The following is a 21,865-nucleotide window of genomic DNA, read 5'->3' as shown; positions in this document are numbered from 1 at the left end:
TCGTGGGCGACCAGCTGCAATCGACAGTCCCGTTTGACGCGATGGCTACACCGACGCTCAGCGTGCGCATCCAGACAGATGACCAGAACGGCGGGACGTTTGCCGATGTATTTACGATTACGGTTACTACCTCGGGCACGGGTAATCAGCCGCCGGCAGTAACACTCGCTATTGATGACATCAGCGTGCTGTCAGGCGATAGCCCGCCACCGGTGGACCTGTTCCCGGTGTTCGAGGATGCCGAGGATCCCGATGCGGCTCTGACCCTCTCCGTTTCGGGAAATACCAACCCGCCCATCACCGAAGTCATCGATTTCTTCAGCGGGCAGATGACAATACTCCCCAGCGGTATTGCAGGCACCACGCTGATTACCATACGCGCCACCGACACCGGCGGCCTGTTTGCCGATACCAGCTTCAACCTGACCGTGACCGCGGCCAACCAGCCGCCCACCGGGCTGAGCCTGGACAACACTTTTGTTAATGAGGGCCAGCCGCCCGGTACGCTGGTCGGCACGTTCAGTACGACTGACCCGGATGCTGGCGATACTCACATATATAGCCTGGTTGCCGGCACCGGCGATACCGACAATGCGTCGTTCCAGATCGTCGGCAGTCAGCTGCAAACGGCGACAATCCTCGATTTTGAAACCAGCCCTGTCCTGAGCATTCGGGTGCAGACCGATGACCAGAACGGTGGCACGCTGGAAGAGTCTTTCAGCATTCTGGTCGGTAACGTCCCGGACCGGGTGACCTGGATCAGCACGACCGATGGAAATTGGGACGACCCGGCCAACTGGTCGCCGCAGGTGGTACCAACGTTTGGCAATGAGGCGATCATTGATCTGCCGGGCGACAATCCGGTCGTCACCATCCCGGTTGGTTTCACAGTAAGCGTCGATCGAATTGAGTCCACCGAAACTGTAATTGTCGACGAGGATGCAACGCTTGGCCTGGCCAACTCAACCGGTGCATCGATACCGGCAAGCCTTGTAACCGACTTGCAGCTGCAGCCCGGCTCGTCACTGCAGACCAGTAACATCGTGCTGAATGCGACAGTCACCGGCAGCCTCGACGGCGTCAACCTTATAGCGACCGGGGCCGGCGAGCTGAATATCATCCAACCGACCACCTTGCTGATGACTGAAGATGTACTGTGGCTGGCCAGCGGGGCCGGCGCCTTGATCGATTTTATTGATTTGCAGAGCCTGGAACTGGGGACGCCAGGTGTGGATGCCGGCCCGGAGATCGATGCGCAGGCAACAAGCGGCGGTGCGATTATTCTGCCCGAGTTGCAAACACTCACAGTCAATGACGGCACCAGCGCCGGGCAGCGGGTCAGCGCAGCGCGATTCGTCGCCGCAAACAGCGCCAGTGTCATCGATTTGTCGTCTTTGACGACGTTCGTCGATGCCGACACCGACGGCCAGTCAATTGGATTGTCGTTACTCGATGCTCAGGACGGTGGCGATATCGTTGTTTCTTCGCTTACTGATCCTTCCGGCGTGGAAATTGCGCTCGATGGCGGCGCCTCATTCATCGATTTAGACCAGATGACGTCAATTACCGACGGCATCCTTGTTCTCGATGCAGACAGTTTCGCGTTTCCGAACCTGGCGAGCCTGCAGGGTACGACGGTAGAACTTGGCCTGACCGCAAGCGCGACAGCGGATTTTTCTTCGGTGGTATCTATCGACAATGCCAGTTTTGAGCTGGGCAATGGTTCCACGACCGCTTTCCCGCTGGTCACCAGCTACCTGCTTGACGATATAGCGATCGACTTTAACAATGTAGCCCTGTGGGAAGCCGAAGGTATCGGTACCCAGCTGTCGTTCCCGAATCTCACATCGATTCAAGTCGGCCAGCCGGCAGCAGATGACGGCCCCGACCTGACTATTCGGGCAGGCGGTGGCGGGCTGGTCCAGCTGGATGCACTGACCACACTGACAGTACAGGATGGCGACAGTATTTCAGCGCGGGCCAGCGCGATAGACGTCATTGCCGATGGCACCGGCAGCCTGGTGACGATGCCTCTCCTGTCCAGTTTCGACGATACTGACAACAGCGGTGGGGTGCTGGGTGCGTCGTTGCTCGAAGCAATCAACGGCGGCCAGATCCAGATGCCTGTATTGACCGCGGTCGACCAGGTGAGCATCACGCTCGACAGCTCGTCGTTTATGGACATTGCCCAGCTGCAGCAGGTTATCAATGCCGAGCTGGAGATCATCGGCGGCACACGCAGTTTCCCTGCTCTGACGGACCTGTCCGGCAGCACGCTGCGTGCTGATGGCACGGCATCACTCGACGTTTCCGCCGTGAGCAGTCTGGATAATGCCGGGCTCGAAGCGTTGAATGGCGCCGTTATCAACATACCCGGAATATTTGACTACCTGCTGGATGACCGGGAGCTCGGGCTGACGTCGCAAAACGAAGCGCTGTGGCTGGCCGACGGTGCAGGCAGCAGGATTGAGCTGTTCGACCTGAACAGCATCGAACTGGGCGCACCGGCAACCGACAACGGCCCGAGGATGCAGATCGAGGCGAGTAACGGCGGCATCGTAAACCTGTCGACGGCAACCAGCTTCAGCGTGCTCGACGGCGACAGTATCTCGCAGCTGCGCAGTGACATCGATGTACTGGCCACGGGAACCGGAAGCCAGGTGTTACTCAACTCCCTGACAGCTTTTGATGATACCGACAGCGCCGGTTCGCAAGATGGTACGTCGTTGCTCGAGGTCAGTGGTGGAGGCGAGATCCAGATCCCGGTTTTGACATCGCCACAGCAGGTCAGCATCGGCCTGGATGCAACCGGGGTAATGAACGTAACCCAGATCACGTCGCTTACTGATGCCGTGCTGACGCTCACCGGTGGCAGCCTGGCATTTCCAAACCTGGCTGATCTCAGTGGATCGATAATCAGGGCGATCGGCAGCAGCGCGGATCTGTCGGCAGTGACGCAGTTCGACGGTGGTCAGGTCGATGCTTTCAACGGCGGGGTTGTTACCCTGTCCGGCGTGACAACCTACGTCACGGACAGCGGCAACTTTGGTACGGTCGGCCTGATCCAGGCTGCCGGCGCAAACAGCAGCGTGTCATTCCCCAACCTGACGGATCTGCAGGTTGGCGTGCCATCATCCGGGACCGGGATGAGGCTGGACATACTGGCAGTCGCGACGGGCACCGTGTCATTCCCGTCGCTAACCAACATTACCGTGAACGACAGCGCCAGTCCCGATATTCGGAATCTCGACGTGACCGCCGATGCGCCCGGCAGCCTGGTGGACTTCCCCGTGCTGTCGACATTCCGTGATTTCGATACCAGCACCGCCTCGTCGATTTCCCAGCTCAACAGCGGAGTCGTCAATACACCGCCCGGCCTCGTTACACAGAACGTCATCTTCCTGCCATAAGGTCGTTACAGGTACCGGCCATGTCGCAAAGATGGCGGCTTCAGTGCGGTTGTGGAACTAATATCACTCCAAACCGGTTCTGTACTGCAAATCTGGACTAGTCTTGAATAAGAGACATCATTTGTGAGCGCAGTCTCACGGGGAAATGAAAACAAGAACTATTTGCATCATGCTGGCCACGTACCTGGCATGCGCCGGTGCCGCGCAAGCGGCTGACGCCGACCGCGTCGCCGTTGTCGACGTCGTCACGTCGTACGTCAATGTCCGCGCTGAACCTGCTGCTGATGCCCGTGTCATCGGGCAACTGCAGCGCGGACAGTCGGTTTTACTGATCGGTGCGAGTAACGGCTGGTTAGAAGTCAGCCTGGGCGATGACAACACCGGCTATGTCAGCCGTGACTGGACAAAGATACTGCAGGCAGACGACGAGGCCGGTGCAAGTATGCCGCGGGTTACTACCACCGATGCCGTAACAACCTACGTCAACGTACGCGCTGAGCCTGACGCAGCCAGCGCCGTAACGGGGTCACTCGGCGCCGGGATGATGTTGCCGCTGATCAAACAGCGTGATGGCTGGTTCGAAGTTGCCCTGTCGGATGGCCAGACCGGTTTTGTCAGTCGCTCCTACACCCGGGCTGTGCACCTTGATTCTGCAGTCAGAGCCGACGTCTCGTCGGAAGAACTGCCGCAACCAGGTATCGAACTGCCAACTGTGCCCGATGCAGGACAGCGTGACCGCAGCGTGCTGGTTGAGCCGACCCGGCTACTGGAGCAGGGCAATCCGATGCAGGCTTACGAGCTGCTCGCGCGGCTCGAGGCAGCCTGGGGCGGCGACGCCGGGTTTGACTACCTCTACGGTATTGCGGCACTGGAGAGCGGTCGACCCGGTGAGGCCATATTTTCACTGGAGCGTGTACTCAGGTCATTGCCTGATTTTGTCGGTGCCCGGCTTGACCTGGCGCGGGCTCTGTACGAACTCGGCGATCGCGAGCAGGCAGAACGGGAGTTCAAGGCATTGCTCGAGGCTGATCCGCCGGAACAGGTACGCGAAATAATCGACACCTACATTGCTGCTCTCACGCCGCCTGAACCCGAGCGCGAGCGCGCAAGCAGGGTTCTTTATGCTGCCGCGACTGGCGGCTACGATACAAACGCCAACGGCGCCGCAGACCTCGATGACTTTCTCGGTTTCACGCTCAATCCGCGCAGTACCGAGCAGGGCACCCCGTTTGTCGAGGCCCGCTTTGGCGGAATCGGCCGACATCCGCTGCCGGCGCCGGTGGAATTGCTGTGGCGGGCAGATGCCAAGCATCGCCACAACCCCAATGCCAATTTCATCGATCATACTTTTTTCAATGCGACGGCCGCGCTGGGATTCAGTCGCGGCAAAAACGACATCATCACGGGTATTTCCACCTACTGGTCAGCACTCGACGCAAGCTTCAACGAGCGCAGTGCCGCACTCGACCTGGCCTGGCTGCGGCCGCTGGGAGATTACGCGGTTCGGGGTACGTTTCGTGGTGGCCCGGTACGTTTCAGCGGTAATCAGAACGCCCGCGATGTCGACCGGTATTTGTATACGCTGACGCTGCGGCAGCCGATACGGCAGGGCAGCGGCACGCTGGCCTGGTCGCTCGTTGCCGGGCGGGACAACGCCACTGTTAATGACTCACCATACAGCAACGACAGGTTCGGAGGACGTGTCGGCGCCAGGTGGACGGCTGCAACTCACAACCTCGCATTCGACATCGGGCAACTCAATATTTCTTACCGGGGTCGGGGATTTTTCGGCATCGACCGTGACGATAACCAGTTCACTGCAACCCTCGCGCTCGAGATCCCCGACTGGCCGATGCCAGGGTGGAGTTTCGTCCCGAGTGTTCGTTATGCAAATAACGATTCGAATGTTCCTATCTTCGATTACGACCGCATTGAGATCGGCGCATCTTTCCGGGTGGCAAGATGACGGTGCGTGTCACAGTGCTGATCATGCTCGCGGCGATAGCCATGCCGGTCGCAGCAGCTCCTGAGGCAGGTAAGATGCTGTACGTCAGCGGCACCGTTACAGCCGAACGTGACAAGAACGTCATTCTCAAAAAGGACGACGCTGTCTACGAACAGGACCTGGTTGTGACGGCAGCACGATCGCGCGGACAGCTGCTGATGCGTGACGGCAGCAAATACGCGTTACGCGCGGATACGCGGTTTTTTATCGAGGAATACTTCCTGGCAGGCGACCAGCGCGAGCAGGCGGATGGATCAGTCGTTGTGGCCGCCGATGACGGTGCCGTAACGCAACTGATAAAGGGCGGCTTCAGAACAATCACCGGGTCTATCGGCCGGAGTAGTCACGAGGACTATACGGTCGACACGCCTGCCGCAACCATGGGAATACGGGGAACACATTACAGCGTGGTCTGGTGCGCCGGTGACTGCCGGCTGCCGCCAGGAATCGTCAGCCTCGATCCGATCGAGGACGGCCTCTACATTGGCGTTACGGACGGCATCGTGCACCTCGAAAACCTGACAGGCGAATACCTGGTTAACGCCGGTGAATTTGTCTACGTCCGTGACAAGCGATCAAAGCCGGTGCGCTTACCTAGAAAACCGCCGGCGCTGATCGATATCTTTCCTGCGGGTGAACCCGGGCGCATAGAGGCCGTTGAGGAATTCCGCCAGACCATCGCCGCCGTGAAACCGGCATCGGCGTTTCCGCCGCGGTCGACTCCACAAGCCCCGAAGCGGCCGGGAGAGTCCGGGAAACCGGATCGCAGGCCGGCCCCCGAGTTGCCGCCCAATGACGGGACAAATTCCGGCTTCGAGGCCGAACCGGAGGTGCAGATCGAAGTCACCGACGGACCGGTAACCGAGGGCAGGTTGCCGGTTACTTTTCCTGTGGCAATGTCCAGCGGCCCGCTGTCCGACATCAGTGCAGACCAGTTTGCGTTGGTTTCGAACCGCGGGGTGCGTGCATTCAGGGACTCGGCGCTGACGGCTTTTCAGATGAACGACGACGCGTACGCTATTGGCACCGCTCTGATTCGTGATGACGGCTTTGACGCCGCAACAGGGATTGGCTGGGGGCGCTGGGCATCCGGCACAGCGGCAGTTACGCTGCGAAATGAAAGACTGGTTTCCGCAAGCCTTGCAGAACAAAGTCTGCACTGGGTCTACGGACCGGCCGCGGATGTAAGCACGTCTCAGCCGATTACCGGTATTGCAAATTTCGTTCTTATCGGCAGCACTGACCCCACTGATGCCCGCGGCAACACGGGAATACTGGGTAATGCCAATCTGCTGGCCAATTTCAGTAATGCGACCGTGCAAAGCGGCCTGTTGCTGATCGCTGGTGGCCGCAGCTGGGTTGCCGGTGGTAGCGGCAGGATTGGCGACAACCTGCTGTTCGACGGCATCTATTCCACGGTGTTGATCGGCGGCCAGGCGGAAGGAGATGGCAGCTTCACCGGCTTTTTCGGCAACCGCGGCACCGATGGGTTCCCGACCGGTGCGGGACTGTCGTACGAACTGACTGACGCCGCCGGCGTGTCGCTATCCGGCGTCGCCGCTTTCGGCCGACCTGACTGAGCCAATTCGAGCCGGGATAGCCGGGTTGTAGCCACTGCGATTACCGGGACAGCGCCTTCGAGCCGCGTTTTTGTCGCAAACCATGTCTTTAGCTCAGTGACCTGCCGCCCGGCGCGGTAGAATGCCGTCTTGTTCCAGTTACAGAGGGCAGCATGTCAGATCGAAGACGCGACAGCCGTATCGAGGTGGAGCTGCCGTTCACATTGCGGGATGACGCAGGTAATGAATGGCGCTGCCGCACGCTGGATGTTTCACCGACCGGGCTGCAACTCGAAGTGGACGGTGACCAGCATCCGGCGGTTGGTACCGAGGTTACCGTTGCCGTGCAGGGCGCTGCAGAAGAAGACTGGGAACACATCAACGCGCGGTGCATGCGTGTAGTGCGCCAGCAGGGGCAGCAAATCAGCCTGACCTATACTGATTAGGGATCGGACCACCGACTACACCGGAATCGCAGTGTGGGGTTTCCCGGATTGCCGACTCTTAATCCTTAACAACGCTTTGTTGTTATCAAATTCACGTTTTAAGCCGTGTCACTTGTTGCATCGCGAGTTTGCTGACGTAGCAGCGGGATGGCAGCAGGCAGTGCGAACTGCTCCCCGGAGTAGCCGGTGACAAAGCGTCCGCCACGAATCTCGCCTCGTGCTTCGAGCCGCCAGTAAATCCGCAGCAGATCGCGCCATGGCGGCAGGAAACGCTCGCCGTCGAGCGTTTTGCGGAACAGAACCCCGTGGCGGTCCAGCAGCTTGCGGCCGATATGCTCGATCGCGGCCTGGCGGGCCTCGTCGTCATCAGCCGGTGGCCGCAGCAGGGACCAGCGCCCGGCATCTTCCAGCGACAAGTGCCGGCGGCCGTCGGCCAGTCGCGGACGGCGCATCGCCAGCGAACGGATCCCGGCAAAGCTGTCTGAAGTAACCAGCCCCCAGGCGACCAGCTCGGCCATGGCATCGCGTACGTCACGCTGTTTCAGGTCGAGGTCGAGCACCAGGTCGCTGAAAAACGATGCGCCACGATCGGCCAGCATCCCATGCACGCTGCGTGCGTTATCAGTCAGCTCGATGACATCGGCTGCGGGTGGTGCGCCGAACAACCGCCAGTGTGACAGGTTGCTGCGTTCGATCAGGGTTATCGGTGTTGTGCGTACCGGCCGGATGCGTTTGCCCGGCTTTGCTTTTGCGCCAAGACGCAGCCAGGTGAAACGACCGGCCGAGCAGAGCTGGTCGAGCATCTCCGGGCGGTAGCCGGCAATGCGTGCGGGCAGAATTTCTTTTTCCCAGGCGCGTGCGGGGGCAGCAAAGCCTTCCAGCTGTTCCAGCACGGCCTGCAAGGCGGCCAGGCCTTCACGGTCGCGGCCGACACCCTGCCAGGTCACGGTAAAGCGGGCATGGGCGGCTTTCGAAACCGGCTGCACGGCCTTGCGGGCTTTCTTGATGGTGTAGCGATGGATGCGCGCCAGCAATCGTCGGTCGCACCATTCCAGCGCGTCACCGGAAGTACCGGTGAAGCGGCCACGCACGGCGAAGCCTTCGTTTTCCAGTGCCAGCAATGCCTGGTCGATGCGTGCGACATCTATGCCAGGCGGTCTGGCCAGTGAGTCAGCAGTGACCGGGCCAAGTCCTTCCAGCCGGCTGCGGATTACATCGACCAGCGCGGTATCCGGATCAACTTCCACCGTGGCGAGCGGCAGCTCAGGCGTGCAGACTGCGTCCGGCAGTATTGCGCGCATTTCTGCCAACCGTTCAGTGCAGGCCCAGATATCGCCGCCGCCGGTGGACATCACGCAGGCACGCTTTTCGCCGACCAGCTGTTCGAACAGGTGCTGCCAGCCAAATTCCAGGTTGTCGCTTGCGGGTTCAGTTTCTGCTTGCGCAATAAAGCCGAGCACATAAAGCGCGTCATGCAGTTCGTCCGCCGTGCGCGGTTCCGGCCAGGCCTGTTCGCATACTTCTTTAATGGCGTCTGCGTCGAGCCGGCCCAGTTTCGCCGCTTCATCGGGCTCGCTGAAGCGTTGCGAGCTGATGGCCAGCGTACGCCGCTCCTCCGCCGGCACATCGTCGAGGAAGGCATAGGGCCGGGCATTGATCACGCCCTGCGACAATGGCGAGGGTCCGGTCAGGTCGCAGCACTTAACGCTGATAGCGTCATCTTCGAGGCGCTGCAGGATTTGTTCCAGCGCTTCGATATCCATCGTCTCGGTCATGCAGTCGGCAATGGTCTGGTTGACCAGCGGGTGATCGGGTATCTCACGTTCACCCGGGATGTTTTCGAGGCAGGCGAGCTGGTCGGGAAAAACCAGCGCGACCAGGTCTTCGGCATCACTGCGCTGCCACTGTGGCGGCACGCGTTTGCCGTTGCGATTGCGTCTCACTGCCAGCGCAATGGTTGCATTCCAGCGCCAGCGCGCGCCAAACATTGGCGCGTCGAGCAAGGCCTGCGTCAGTACTTTGCGCGCCGTCTGGCTTTTGAGATAACCGGCAACTTCTTCCATGGGAAAGCTGTGTGTCGGCCCCAGCGACAACACCAGCGAGTCTTCCATCGCGGCTGCCTGCAGTTCAAAGTTGAATTTGCGGCAAAAGCGCTTGCGCAGCGCCAGCCCCCAGGCACGGTTCGCGCGCGAACCGAACGGTGCATGAATGATGAAATGCATGTCGCCGGCATCATCAAAAAACCGCTCGAAAACAATGTGTTGCTGCGTCGGCACCAGGCCCAGCGCTGCCTTTGCGCTGGCCAGGTAATCGACCAGCTGTGTGCCCGCTTCCGGCTGCAGCCCGAAGTTTTCAGTCAGCCAGCCGACGGTATGCTGATGACCGTTATCCAGTTGTTCATCAACTTCGCCGCGCAAATCGGATACTGCAAGCGACAACTCGTCAGACCGTCCCGGTGCTTCGCCAACCCAGAACGGCAGGTTGGGCGGCTGGCCGTTCGCATCGGTAACAAAAACCCGGCCGGTTTCAACTTTTTGTATCTGGTACGACATGTTGCCGAGCTGGAAGATATCGCCCGGCAGGCTTTCGAAAGCGAAATCCTCACCCAGTGTGCCGATGCGCGCATCTTCCGGCTGCAGTATTACTTCGTACTCGAACTGGTCGGGTATGGCGCCGCCATTGGTCATCGACACAATGCGCGCACCGCGTCGTGGCCGCACCCGGCCGTTAACCGCATCGTGATGGATATGGGCGCCACGTCGGCCACGACGGGTAGAAAAGCCCTGCGCCAGCATATTGATCACGTTGTCAAACTCTTCGCGCCTCAACGTGCGGTACGGCCATGCGCAGCGCAGCGCCTTCCACAGCGCTTCGGTTTCCCACTCTTTCCCGGCAACCTCGGCTACAATTTGCTGTGCCAGTACGTCCAGTGGCTTGTCGCGGATCGCGATGCGATCGAGTTCGCCACGTTCGACGCAGCCGGTGATGGCGGTGCACTCAACCAGGTCGTCCTGTGACAGCGGGAACAGTCGGCCCTTCGGCGTTGCGCCCACGGCGTGGCCCGAGCGGCCAACCCTTTGGACAAATGCGGAAATCGAGCGCGGCGAGCCCAGCTGGCATACCAGGTCAACGTCGCCAATATCTATTCCCAACTCCAGTGATGCAGTGGCAACCAGTGCCTTGAGCTGGCCGTTTTTCAGCTTTTGTTCGGCGCGCAGCCGGTGCTTGCGCGACAGTGAACCGTGGTGCGCAGTGACAAACTCTTCACCGATTCGTTCGGCAAGGTGACGCGCGGCGCGTTCCGCCAGCCGCCGTGTGTTAACAAAAATCAGCGTAGTCTTGTGTGCTTCGATTAACTCAGTGAGCCGGTCGTAGGTTTCGATCCACTCCTCGTTCGACATGATGGTTGCCAGCGGAGAGCGCGGTATTTCAAGGGCGATGTCCGGCCGTTGCGCCGGTGCCCCGGCCTCGCCGGCAAACACCTGTGTTGTGTCAATGATTTCCACCGACTCATCGCGGTTACCAACCAGAAACCGTGCCATGCCTTCAATCGGTTTCTGCGTTGCCGACAGCCCGACACGGGCCAGCCGGTGCGGTACCAGTGCCTCGAGCCGTTCAAGGCTCAGGCTCAGGTGAGCGCCACGTTTGTTGCCCGCAATCGCGTGGATTTCATCGACAATGACGGTGCGCACCGTCGACAGCATTTCGCGCCCCGACTTTGACGTCAGCAGGATGTAAACCGATTCGGGCGTGGTAACAAGAATATGCGGCGGCGTGCGCGCTGCCTTTTGTCTTTCGTGCGCCGGCGTGTCACCCGTGCGTACCCAGGCGCGAATCTCCACATCGCCGGGCGCATATTTCAGGAACAACCTTTCGCGGATACCTTCCAGCGGCTGCTGCAGGTTTTTCTGGATATCGTTAGACAGCGCCTTTAACGGCGAGATGTACAACACACGGGTTTCATCCGGCAGCCCGCGCTCGAGGCCTTCGCGTACCAGGTCGTCAATGGCTGACAGAAACGCTGCCAGCGTTTTGCCCGAACCGGTCGGTGCGGCCAGAAGGGTATGGCGCCGCAGCCCGATGCTGGGCCAGGCGCGCTGCTGTACCTCGGTCGGGCGACCCAACGTTTCGCTGAACCACTGGCTGACGGCAGGATGGAAGGCTTCCAGGCTCACCGCCCTAGCATAGCCTATACTGTCCTTATATACAGTAGCAGCGGCTTCAGCCGCCACGACCTGCCGGTACCCGCCTGCAGGAGCGGCTTCAGCCGCGAACCGGGCGACCAGCCGGTCCCGCCTGTACCGGGCGACCTGCCTGTCCCTGCCTGTACCGGGGCGACCTGCCTGTCCCCGCCTGTACCGGGGCGACCTGACGGTACCCGCCTGTACCGCGCGACCTGACGGTACCCGCCTGTACCGCGCGACCTGCCTGTCCCCGCCTGTAGGAGCGGCTTCAGCCGCGAACCGGTGGGTGCCAACATTGCAGATGGCGCTGACGCTGCCCGCCAGCATTTGATGGATCATTTTCCCGGGGGCAGCGCAGCTCATCTGCTGCTTCCCGGGTAACGAGCCACCAGCGCCTGCCTGCAGGAGCGGCTTCAGCCGCGAATCCGCAACCGGACGCGCGACGATGCACTATAGTGAGCACAATCAGTGGCAGGGGGGATCGAGATGAACTGGAAAATCGTTCTGTTGGGCGGGCTGGCGATGTATGTCGCGCAGTTTGTTGTTGCGATGGCATTCACCGGCCCGGTGATTCATGAAGGCGTGCTCGAAGCGCCCTACGACGAAACCACCGAGTTCTGGCGCCCCGAGCTGACTTCCGAGCCGCCGGACATGGCGGCGCTGATGCCAATGTGGATTGCCAGCGGGATTATTGGCGCCCTGGTTATCGCCGGCCTCTACAGTTGGCTGCGCCCGGCATTCAGCGGCAGCTGGTGGCAGAAGGGAATCGGTTTCGGCGTCGCACTGACGCTGTTCGTCGCGGTTTATCACCTGTCTTTGTCCGGTGTATTCAACCTGCCCGGGGAAATCTGGTTCTGGTGGACGGTAGACATGTTAATAATGGCGGTTGTGGGCAGCGTGGCGCTCGCGTTCGTCGCGCAGAAGGTTGCGCCAGAGTCTTAAATTTTTTTCAGCATCACGGCAGCATCAGAGTCGGGGGATACAGTGCTTGCCCCCGGGTCCTGTCTCGTGTTGAAAAACAGCAACAAGGCCCCAATATTGCTACCTGGTGGGCGATTCCTGGATGACGGATGATTACAAGTAGAAGCCAGGGTGCAACGCAGTGACGCTTATACGCGGGATCATCGGGTTTATCCTGTTCGTACTGAACCTCACGTTCTGGATCATTCCCTACTACGTCGTTGCCATTCTCAAGCTGATTATTCCAATTGCGGCATGGCGCCGGCTGTGCGTGCGATGGCTTGAGGCAATTGGGGAAATCTGGATTGATTGCAATAATTTTTTTATTGCGACGGTGGCCGGTATTAAATATGACATTGCCGGCAACGAAGACCTGCGGCGCCGAGACTGGTACCTGGTAAGCAGTAATCACCAGACGTGGGTCGATGTCGTGGTGTTGCAACGTACTTTCAACCGGCGCATTCCTTTCCTGAAGTTTTTTATCAAGAAGCAGCTGATCTGGGTGCCGCTGCTCGGGCTGGCATGGTGGGCGCTGGAACTGCCCTTCATGCACCGCCACTCGCGGGCGGAGATCGACAAGAACCCGGAACTGCGCGGTCAGGACCTGGAGATCACGCGTCAGGCCTGTGCCCGCTTCAGTGAAACACCGACGTCGCTGATAAATTTTGTCGAGGGAACGCGATTCAATGAAGAAAAGCGCCAGGCACAGGACGCACCGTATCAATACCTGCTGAACCCCAAGGCGGGCGGCATCGCGTTTGCTCTGGCCGCCATGGGCGAAACCATGCACAAGTTACTCGATGTCACTATCGTTTACCCGCAGGGTGGTGGCACATTCTGGGAGCTGCTGTCCGGCCAGATCGGCAAGGTTATCGTGCGGGTGCGGCAGCTGGAGATACCGCAGGAATTTCTGGGCGGCGACTACCTGAACGACCCGGAGTTTCGCGAGCGCTTCCAGCGCTGGGTCCGTGAACTGTGGCAGGAGAAGGACCAGCTCATCGGCGAGTTGATGGCCGCGTCTTAAAAACAAAGAAATCAGGGTCAGATCACGAGACTGTGCACGGGAAATAGTCGCTTGCTGCTTTGGTTTTTACAGGAACATCCCGGTCCGACCCCGCGCGATTCCTGGCTCTTTCGGTATTGCCGTATAGCGCATCACGCTGCTTCGGGAGTAAACTCGGGTAAGGACTGATCGATAGTGCGCTGCTACCAGGGAGGAGCATGTGAACGGATCACGTCTCAGCCTGTCCCTCGCGATAGGCCTCATCATGGCAGCCGTTTTCACTCTGGACTTGCTGCTGCCGCTGGGCGTCGCAGCCGGTGTTCCTTACGTCATTGCAGTCCTGGTGTCCGTGTGGGCGCCGGAGTGGAAGGTTACGGTTGCCACGGCCGTCATTGCGACAGCATTAACGATCTTGGGTTACTTTGCTTCCGAACCTGCCGGTATCCAGTGGATGGTCCTGGTAAACCGCGGGCTTGCGATCGGCGTGATCTGGATTTCCGCATACCTGCTGATTCAGCGCAAACGAACCACAAAAGAACTAATGCTAAGTAGCCACCGGCTGGCGGCAGTGTTTGATACCGTTCCCGACGGTCTTGTTGTTATCGACGACTCCGGAACGATAGAGACCTTCAATCAGGCCGCTGAAAGGCTTTTTGGCTACAGCGCCGAGGAAATGATCGGTAAAAATGTGGCACTGCTCATGCCCAGACCGGAGAGCAAAGAGCATGACGAATACCTGGCACGTTACTTTGCGTCTGGTGAGAAACGAATAATTGGCCAGGGGCGCGAAGTCATGGCCAAGAAAAAGGACGGCACCAGGTTTCCGGTGCGCCTGGCGGTAGGTGAAATGAACCTGCACGGGCACCATGCGTTCACTGGAATTCTGCACGACCTGACCGAATTGCGTGATGTCGAGAAGAAAAGTCTCGAGGATTCCACGACCGGTCTGCCCAATCGCAGGGCATTTGATGATCTGTTGTCTGCGGCACTCTCGCGTGACCAGGTGTCACTGCTGTTTGTCGACCTCGACAAGCTGAAGTCGATAAATGACGAGCTCGGCCACCTGCGCGGTGATGAGGCTATTGCCACTGCGGCAGAGAAAATTGCATCGAGCCTTAGAACAACCGACCCTGGTGCGTGTGCCCGCATTGGCGGCGATGAGTTCGGGGTAGTCCTGCCGCATATCGGCGAGAAGACTGCAAAACGCATCGCTCAACGTATCCTCGCTGCAGCACAACCAGCTATGCAGGCCATTCATCCCGACGCTGGCGTCTCGATCGGAATTGCCAACGCTGCAAAAAACACGCCACGTGAGGAAATACTGCGCAGTGCAGACGAAGCGCTGTACCGGGCCAAGGAAAAGCGGGGGTGCGTCAGCCTATAAGTAAAATAGGGTCAGACCGAAATTGTCTGTAACAATTGCCAGCGCACGCTGAGTCTGAACTGTTCTCTTGACTCTGCATCGGCGATTGTTACAAAAAATTTCGGTCTGACCCCGTTTTCCGTTTTCTAGGCTTTCTTACGTAGCGAATAGTTAGTGTGCCCTGGCGGAAAATCCGGCAACTGTCCCCACACCTCGTAGCCGCACCTGAGATAAAAATCCAACGCCTGGAAATCAGTGGTGCCGAGGTGGAAGCCGACGACATTGTATTTGCGGGCCAGCTGCTCGATATCGTCCAGCAGGCGTGAGCCGATGCCGCTGCCGCGATAATCCTCGTGCACCCACAACATTTCGACGTATAGCCAGCCCCAGGTTACCTCACCGGTTGCGCCACCGATAATGGTGCCTTGCTCGTCCCGGGCATAAACGGCGATTTTTTGCTGTGGTTGTTCCGGCGCCTGTGAGCGGTTAAAGGCGACCAGGTTTTTGCGCACCCAGGCGACGTCTTCATCGGCCGGGTTTTCAGTTCTGTCGTACTTGATGTTCATGTTGCAACGTATTTCTGCGCCCGCAGCAGGCCGATTACGGACTTGGCATCCCGGATAGTTCCATCGAGCGCCCAGGACAGCGCCTCGGCATAGTCCACCCAATGCACTTCAATTACTTCATCAGCATCGGTGTTCGCCTCGCCTGATTCCAGCGTACGCGCGAGCCAAAGATGCACCACTTCGGTAAAAACGCCCGGCGAGCTGATCATGTTACCCAGCGAGTGCCACACGCCTGCCCTGATGCCAGCTTCGTCTGCCAGTTCCCGTATGGCGGTATCGAGTGGCGGCTCGTTGTCATCAATTTTTCCGGCCGGCAGCTCCCACAGATAGCCCCCGGCTACATGACGGTATTGCCTCAGCAGGCAAACTCTGCTGTTTTCATCAATGGCGACTACCGCGGCCCCGCCGGGGTGGCTGACGATCTCCATTTCCAGTTCGGTGCCATTAGGCAGCGTTACGCTTTCGACATCCAGCCCAATAATGCGGCCGCGGAATATTTTGCGTTTCCTGTCACTCATCGCGCTGCGTCCCGCATCAGGTTGGCCGGAGCGTACTGGTCGGTAAGTATCCGCGCCTTGCGGCGCCAGTCGATCCCGCGGTCCAGTGAAAGTAGTCGTGGCAGATCGATGCCAAAGCGTGCCAGGTCGGCATCGACGCGATTGATATTCAGACGCAACCAGTCCGCCGGCGGGAGGCCGTCGCGCCCGGCTACGATCACGCGGTTTCCGTGCGGCCGACGCAGGTTCAGGTACTCGCCAAACACGCTGGCGTAGGTCGCCGACTCGCTGTTGTACAGTCGGCTCGACGAAAAAGTGTTGGCAACCAATACGCCCTTTTCGGCCAGCAACTCCTTGCATTCCAGCAGAAACTCACGCGTCATCAGGTGCTCGGGAATATAGTCACCGTTAAAGGCGTCGATGATGATGTAATCGTAGCGCTCGCCGCGTCGATTTGCCCGCCGTGCGAATACCCTGCCGTCACGCACATGAACGGCCGTGCCGGCTGGGTCGCTGTAGCTGAAGTATTTACGGGCAACATCGACAACTGCAGGATCGATCTCGACGGCGTCAATCTCGATGCCCGGAAATAACCCGGTAAACACCTCAACCAGCGTGCCGCCACCCAGACCGATCAGCAGCACTCGCTGTGGCGCCGGGTTTACCAGCAGGCCGCCAAACATCAGGTGCGTGTAGGGCAGCACCAGCCGATCCGGATTATTTACGTCAATACACGACTGCCGGCTGTTGCGTCTTTTTACCGTAAAGCGCAGGCATCGAACGCCGTCTTCCTCCACAACAGAAATATTCTGGTACAGCGATTTTTCCGTGTGGAGCGTCACTTCGGCGGCCGCGACGGCGCCGCCGAAAAGTGAAAGAAGAGTAATAGCGATGATTCTCATGCCGTGGCCCGTGTGCGCTGGTCACTGCCAAGGGCGATCAGCCCACAAAGAATCAGGGCGGCAACCACAGCAATCAGTATCTGGTTTACCTCGAAGTGCAACACCAGGTAAAACGAGGTCAGTAATGTGCCAAGCGCGCTGCCGATAGTTGAAACAAAGTACAGTTTGCCGGCAATGTGACCGCTGTGTTCGCGATGCTCCACCAATAGCCGTACCGCGTACGGAGAAATCATTCCCAGGGCAATAGTTGGCAGGAAAAACAGCATCATCGAAGCCGCCAGTGAACCGTAACGTGGATCTTCGATGTATTCGAACACAAAATCCATCAGCTGGTTCCCGACCAGCAGCAACGGCATGACGGCTGCCGCAGCCACCAGGAACAGCGCGCCAAAGCGCGTTACGCTGGGGTTATTGAGTGAGAAGCGTCCGCCCAGCAGGTAGCCGATGGACAAGGCCAGCATGAATACAGTGATCAGGCTGCCCCACACATAGATACTGCTGCCAAAATAGGGCGCGAGAATGCGCCCGCCAAGCAGTTCGATCGACATGATGCTGAAACCACCACAGAACACCAGCAACAAGAGCAACCCGGCAGCCATATCTGTAACCCCGAAAAAACCTGCCGCGAACCCTACCACGCCCTTGTGCCCCCCTGTAGGAGCGGCTTCAGCCGCGAATGGAGTGCAATCATCCTTCGTCAACGCGGTCAGCGTCGCGACTGATGGTGGGTTGGCAGGGTAAAAGGAGTCGAACCGGCCGGGCCGGTTCGGCAATTGTCGATGATGCATCCTGGGGAACGACTCTGTGGGAGCGGCTTCCAGCCGCGACTGCCTGGAACGATGATTAGCGGCGGTCGTTCGCAATGCATTGTGGGAGCGGCTTCCAGCCGCGACTGCCTGGAACGATGATTAGCGGCGGTCGTTCGCGATGCATTGTGGGAGCGGCTTCCAGCCGCGACTGCCTGGAACGATGATTAGCGGCGGTCGTTCGCAATGCATTGTGGGAGCGGCTTCCAGCCGCGAATAGATCCCGCGAAATTTAAACATCTCCCTTGCGGGAGCGACTTTACTGAAAAGAATCCGGGTGTGATTCGCGCCAGATAGCTTACGCCCGTAAAATTCACCCATGATCAGAAAATTTGACAGCCACCAGCCGCAGCTGGGCCAGCGCGTTTACATTGACGAAAGCGCCCGGGTAATTGGTCGGGTACGGTGTGGCGACGACGTTTCTTTCTGGCCGATGGCCGTCGCGCGCGGCGACGTGAACGAAATTGTCATCGGCGCCGCCACCAATATCCAGGATGGCTGCGTCCTGCATGTCACTCATGATGGCCCGTATTCGCCGGGTGGCATGCCGCTGCTGATCGGTGCGGAAGTTACCGTGGGTCACAACGTGACGCTGCATGCGTGCACCATCGGCGATCGCTGTCTGATCGGTATGGGTGCGATCATCATGGACGGGGTGGAGCTGGAGCCGGAGGTTATGGTCGCTGCCGGCAGCCTGGTGAGCCCGGGTAAACGGCTGGAGGCCGGCTCGTTGTATCGCGGCAGCCCGGCAAGACGGGTGCGCGCGCTGACCGGGCAGGAGATTGAAATGCTGGCTTACTCGGCGCGGCACTACGTCAAGCTAAAAGAGGTTTATCGCGAATAATGCAGATGGAGCAGACATCGCCTGCGGCGATGCAGCTCATCTGCCACTCATTGGGTACCGTGCCACCAGCACCATCGTGCGTGTTCTCCACTGTGTTTCGTGGGAACGACTTTAGCGCTGGGTTTGTTCGCGGCTGAAGCCGCTCCTACACGTGGTTTGAGACGGCGCGGGGTTTGTTCGCGGCTGAAGCCGCTCCTACATGCGCTTGCGGTTGAGCAGGTCGGTGGTGTCCGGCCAGACTCTGCGCCAGATGTAAAAGGACTCGGCCGCCTGTTCTACCAGCATGCCCCAGCCGTCGTGCACTGATGCGGCGTTGCTGTTGCGCGCCCACGCCATGAACGGCGTGTCTTCGCTGGTATAGGTCAGGTCGTAGCAGTGTGCAGAGGTTGCCGCAACCGGATCGATCGCCGGACCGGCATCGTCCGGGCCGCTGGCAATGGCGTTCAGGATCAGGTCAAAGCCCTCCGTCAGCCGCTCCAGCCGGCCGGCGCTTACGTTTCCCATGCCGCTGAAGGTCTCAGCGAGCTTCAGTGCTTTTTCATGCGTCCGGTTGGCGATGACCAGCGCGGCCGGGCGCTGCCCCAGCAGCTGCGCCAGTATTCCTCGTGCGGCACCACCGGCACCGAGCAGCAGGATGCGCCGACCCGACAGCGCCAGACCGAGGTTTTGCGCCAGGTCACGTATCAGACCGGTACCGTCGGTATTGTCACCGCTTATCTGGCCGTCGGCTTCCAGCTTGAGCGTGTTTGCGGCGCCGGCAACCCGCGCGCGCATTGCGATCAGGTCTGCCAGCAGGAAGGCTGACTGTTTGTGCGGCGCAGTAATGTTCAGGCCCTTGCCGCCGGCGGAAAAAAACCGGCCCACTGTTGCGTTGAGTTCCGCTGGAGCGCAGTCGATCAATTCGTAGGAAAGCTGCTGACCGGTTTGCTTCGCAAAGTGTTCGTGTATCTCGGGCGAACGGCTGTGCGCCACCGGGTGGCCAATTACAGCGTAGCGATCAGTCATGTTTAACGTTGTAGCTGGCGGGCAATGTCGCCGGCGAAATAAGTCAGGATCGCATCTGCGCCGGCCCGCTTGATGCAAAGCAGTGCTTCGGCAATGGCCGTCTCGTTCAGCATGCCCCCATCCACGGCTGCGCGCAGCATCGCGTATTCACCGCTGACCTGGTAGACCATTGTCGGCATGCCGAAAGTTTCCTTTACACGCTGCACGATATCGAGATACGGCAGGCCCGGCTTGATCATCACCATGTCGGCGCCTTCTGCAATATCCATCGCCACTTCGCGCAATGCCTCGTCGCTGTTGGCCGGGTCCATCTGGTAAGTTTTTTTGTCGGCGGCGCCCAGCTTGCCGGCCGAGCCTACCGCATCGCGAAACGGCCCATAAAAACTCGATGCATACTTGGCTGCATAGGCAAGGATGCGGGTGCGGCGAAAACCGCCTTTTTCCAGCGCGCTGCGAATAGCGCCGACACGTCCGTCCATCATGTCGGACGGTGCGACCACATCGACACCGGCTTCGGCCAGTGACAACGCCTGTTTTACCAACAGCTCGACCGTTTCGTCGTTGAGGATCGAGCCCTTGTCGTCAATAATTCCGTCCTGGCCGTGACTGGTAAACGGGTCGAGCGCCACATCGGCGATCACGCCGATCTGCGGCACGTGCTTTTTCAGTGCCCGAATGCTGCGCTGGACCAGTCCATCCGGATTCCATGCCTCACGGCCATCGGCGGTTTTTTGCCCGTCGGGAATGGAGGGGAACAGGGCCAGCGCCGGGATGCCCAGCTCACAGGCTGTTTTTGCCGTCTCCAGCAGTTCGTCGGGGCCCAGGCGGGCCACACCCGGCATGGTCGTAACGGGGCTGGTCCCGGCCTCGTACTGGATAAACAATGGCCAGATCAGGTCATCGGTGGACAGGGTTGTTTCTGCTGCCAGCCGCCGGGAAAACTCGTCCTGTCGCAGGCGGCGCGGCCGTGTAGCAGGGAACCTCTGCGGCGGAAGATCGGTCATGTTATGTAACCCGGCTGGAATCTGGTGGGCTGCTATTGTAGGCCAAAGCTGCCGTGGCGGTAATAAATCGGGCTGTCGCCCGGTCTGGTAAGGCAGAGATGTCGAAGCATTTCCAATTTGAGGCGCTGGTACGCAGCGTTTTGCCCGAGCTGCACAGCTATGCACTGTGGCTGGCTCGTGATCCGCACCTGGCCGAAGACCTGGTGCAGGAAGCCCTGTTGCGTGGCTGGCGCTCGCTGCATACGCTGCGGGAGCCTGCCGCCGCCAAGGGCTGGCTGATGCGCATCATCCGCCGCGAGCATGCCCGTTATTATGAGCGGCAGCGGCCGGAGCCGGTGGACCTGCAGGCGAAGGATTTTCCCGAAGCGCTGCTTAGCTGCCGCGACGAGGCAGCAGAAATTGGTGAGCTGCGGCAATTGATTTTCGAACTGGATAACGACTATCGCGAACCGCTGGTGCTGCAGGTCCTGCTGGGCTACAGCACGGCGGAAATCGCAGAGCTCATGGACCTGAGCCAGGGTGCGGTTCTTACGCGTTTGTTCCGCGCGCGCAAGAAACTGCAGAAGAGTCTGAACAGAGACAGCGTTAAGGCACAACAATGAACTGCATCGATTATCGCAGACTGATTACCAGCGAACCATCCCATATCGGCGCCGACGCTATGCGTCATCGCATGGCTTGTCGTGCCTGCGCTGATTTCACCCGTGAAACGCAGCAGCTCGATTCCCACCTGCGCGATGCCATGATGGTGGAAACGCCGGCTGATCTGGAAGCCCGGGTCATGCTGGCAGCAACTGGTCAGTCTCGTCGACGCGGGCGCCGGGTAGCGCTCGCTGCCAGTGTTGTCGTCGTATTCGCAGCGGCGTTTACAGTTTTCAATAGCTACAGTCCCGAGCGGCTGCCACGTCATGTAATCAAGCACCTCTACCACGAGGCTGCTCTACTGGTGCCGAGCGAGACGGAACTGGTGCCGCGCAAGCGGTTGGTGCAGGTGCTGGAGAGAACCGGCGTCCGCCTGACGCAGGATATCGATCACGTAGTGCACGCGGGTATCTGTTACTTCCGCGGCCACCTGGTGTCACACCTGGTGGTCAACAGCGAACAAGGGCCGGTAACCGTACTGCTGCTGCCTGATGAGCAGGTCAGCAAGACCATGCCAATCGACGAAGACGGTTTTCTTGGGCTGATCGTGCCGGTAAAGGGCGGCAGCATTGCCGTGATCGGTTCGGGCGCGACTTATCCCCGGCCGGTCGAACAGAAATTTATTGAGGCGGTGGAGTGGTCAACCTGACCGCCCATCTTTAATGAGGT

The 21,865-nt window shown here is 59.5% G+C and carries 17 protein-coding genes; 10 read left to right on the top strand and 7 right to left on the bottom strand.

The features are described 5' to 3' along the window. The first annotated feature begins 41 nt into the window (after positions 1-41). From HKN06_03505 to HKN06_03490, 4 genes are all read left to right on the top strand, one after another. Positions 42-3,410 (top strand): cadherin repeat domain-containing protein, encoded by a 3,369-nt coding sequence (locus HKN06_03505; protein ID NNF60380.1) that lies wholly within the window; start codon positions 42-44, stop codon positions 3,408-3,410. A 145-nt stretch (positions 3,411-3,555) separates the two neighbouring features. Continuing rightward, positions 3,556-5,376 (top strand): SH3 domain-containing protein, encoded by a 1,821-nt coding sequence (locus tag HKN06_03500; protein NNF60379.1) that lies wholly within the window; start codon positions 3,556-3,558, stop codon positions 5,374-5,376. Next, positions 5,373-6,995 (top strand): hypothetical protein, encoded by a 1,623-nt coding sequence (locus HKN06_03495; GenBank protein NNF60378.1) that lies wholly within the window; start codon positions 5,373-5,375, stop codon positions 6,993-6,995. Before HKN06_03500 ends, HKN06_03495 begins: the two co-directional genes overlap by 4 nt. 152 nt (positions 6,996-7,147) lie before the next feature. Then, a complete protein-coding gene (locus HKN06_03490) occupies positions 7,148-7,420 on the top strand; it encodes a PilZ domain-containing protein (GenBank protein NNF60377.1) in 273 nt (90 codons plus the stop codon). A 98-nt stretch (positions 7,421-7,518) separates the two neighbouring features. Here HKN06_03490 and HKN06_03485 read toward each other — a convergent pair whose 3' ends face one another. After that, the gene (locus HKN06_03485) at positions 7,519-11,595 is read right to left on the bottom strand and encodes a DEAD/DEAH box helicase (GenBank protein ID NNF60376.1); all 4,077 of its coding nucleotides are present in this window, start codon (positions 11,593-11,595) and stop codon (positions 7,519-7,521) included. Between the two features lie 495 nt (positions 11,596-12,090). On the opposite strand from HKN06_03485, the gene HKN06_03480 reads away from it, so the two are divergent. From HKN06_03480 to HKN06_03470, 3 genes are all read left to right on the top strand, one after another. Further along, positions 12,091-12,546: a hypothetical protein gene (locus HKN06_03480; protein NNF60375.1), complete on the top strand. Its 456-nt coding sequence runs from the start codon at positions 12,091-12,093 to the stop codon at positions 12,544-12,546. 160 nt (positions 12,547-12,706) lie between these two features. After that, entirely contained in the window at positions 12,707-13,588 is an 882-nt protein-coding gene (locus tag HKN06_03475) for an acyltransferase (protein ID NNF60374.1), read from the top strand. A 199-nt stretch (positions 13,589-13,787) separates the two neighbouring features. Beyond that, positions 13,788-14,951: a diguanylate cyclase gene (locus HKN06_03470; protein ID NNF60373.1), complete on the top strand. Its 1,164-nt coding sequence runs from the start codon at positions 13,788-13,790 to the stop codon at positions 14,949-14,951. Between the two features lie 125 nt (positions 14,952-15,076). Here the strand turns inward: HKN06_03470 and HKN06_03465 are convergent, their stop codons facing one another. From HKN06_03465 to HKN06_03450, 4 genes are read right to left on the bottom strand one after another with little or no spacing between them, the layout of a single operon-like run. Then, positions 15,077-15,496 carry a GNAT family N-acetyltransferase gene (locus HKN06_03465; GenBank protein NNF60372.1) on the bottom strand — a complete coding sequence of 140 codons (420 nt, stop codon included), beginning with the start codon at positions 15,494-15,496 and terminating at the stop codon, positions 15,077-15,079. Continuing rightward, positions 15,493-16,014, bottom strand: a complete 522-nt coding sequence (locus tag HKN06_03460) for an NUDIX hydrolase (GenBank protein ID NNF60371.1) — start codon at positions 16,012-16,014, stop codon at positions 15,493-15,495. Before HKN06_03460 ends, HKN06_03465 begins: the two co-directional genes overlap by 4 nt. Then, positions 16,011-16,895, bottom strand: a complete 885-nt coding sequence (locus HKN06_03455; GenBank protein NNF60370.1) for a fused MFS/spermidine synthase — start codon at positions 16,893-16,895, stop codon at positions 16,011-16,013. Before HKN06_03455 ends, HKN06_03460 begins: the two co-directional genes overlap by 4 nt. Further along, positions 16,892-17,494 carry a fused MFS/spermidine synthase gene (locus HKN06_03450; GenBank protein ID NNF60369.1) on the bottom strand — a complete coding sequence of 201 codons (603 nt, stop codon included), beginning with the start codon at positions 17,492-17,494 and terminating at the stop codon, positions 16,892-16,894. The genes HKN06_03455 and HKN06_03450 overlap by 4 nt, the downstream gene beginning before the upstream one ends. A 526-nt stretch (positions 17,495-18,020) precedes the next feature. Here HKN06_03450 and HKN06_03445 point away from each other — a divergent pair. Further along, positions 18,021-18,545 carry a gamma carbonic anhydrase family protein gene (locus HKN06_03445; protein NNF60368.1) on the top strand — a complete coding sequence of 175 codons (525 nt, stop codon included), beginning with the start codon at positions 18,021-18,023 and terminating at the stop codon, positions 18,543-18,545. 195 nt (positions 18,546-18,740) lie between these two features. Here HKN06_03445 and aroE read toward each other — a convergent pair whose 3' ends face one another. Both aroE and hemB read right to left on the bottom strand, forming a co-directional pair. Further along, the gene (aroE, locus tag HKN06_03440; protein NNF60367.1) at positions 18,741-19,550 is read right to left on the bottom strand and encodes a shikimate dehydrogenase; all 810 of its coding nucleotides are present in this window, start codon (positions 19,548-19,550) and stop codon (positions 18,741-18,743) included. 2 nt (positions 19,551-19,552) lie between these two features. After that, positions 19,553-20,554 (bottom strand): porphobilinogen synthase, encoded by a 1,002-nt coding sequence (gene hemB, locus HKN06_03435; GenBank protein ID NNF60366.1) that lies wholly within the window; start codon positions 20,552-20,554, stop codon positions 19,553-19,555. A gap of 98 nt (positions 20,555-20,652) precedes the next feature. Between hemB and HKN06_03430 the strand changes: the two genes are divergently transcribed. Further along, positions 20,653-21,156 carry a sigma-70 family RNA polymerase sigma factor gene (locus tag HKN06_03430; GenBank protein ID NNF60365.1) on the top strand — a complete coding sequence of 168 codons (504 nt, stop codon included), beginning with the start codon at positions 20,653-20,655 and terminating at the stop codon, positions 21,154-21,156. Further along, on the top strand, positions 21,153-21,845 hold the full coding sequence (locus HKN06_03425) for a DUF3379 family protein (protein NNF60364.1): 693 nt from the start codon (positions 21,153-21,155) through the stop codon (positions 21,843-21,845). Before HKN06_03430 ends, HKN06_03425 begins: the two co-directional genes overlap by 4 nt. Positions 21,846-21,865 lie beyond the last annotated feature (20 nt).

The organism is Gammaproteobacteria bacterium, from assembly GCA_013003425.1.
In the GTDB taxonomy this organism is placed as follows: Bacteria; Pseudomonadota; Gammaproteobacteria; order Steroidobacterales; family JABDKV01; genus JABDJB01.
The sequence above is the reverse complement of the archived record's forward strand: the minus strand, read 5'-3'. Positions and strand labels throughout refer to the sequence as shown.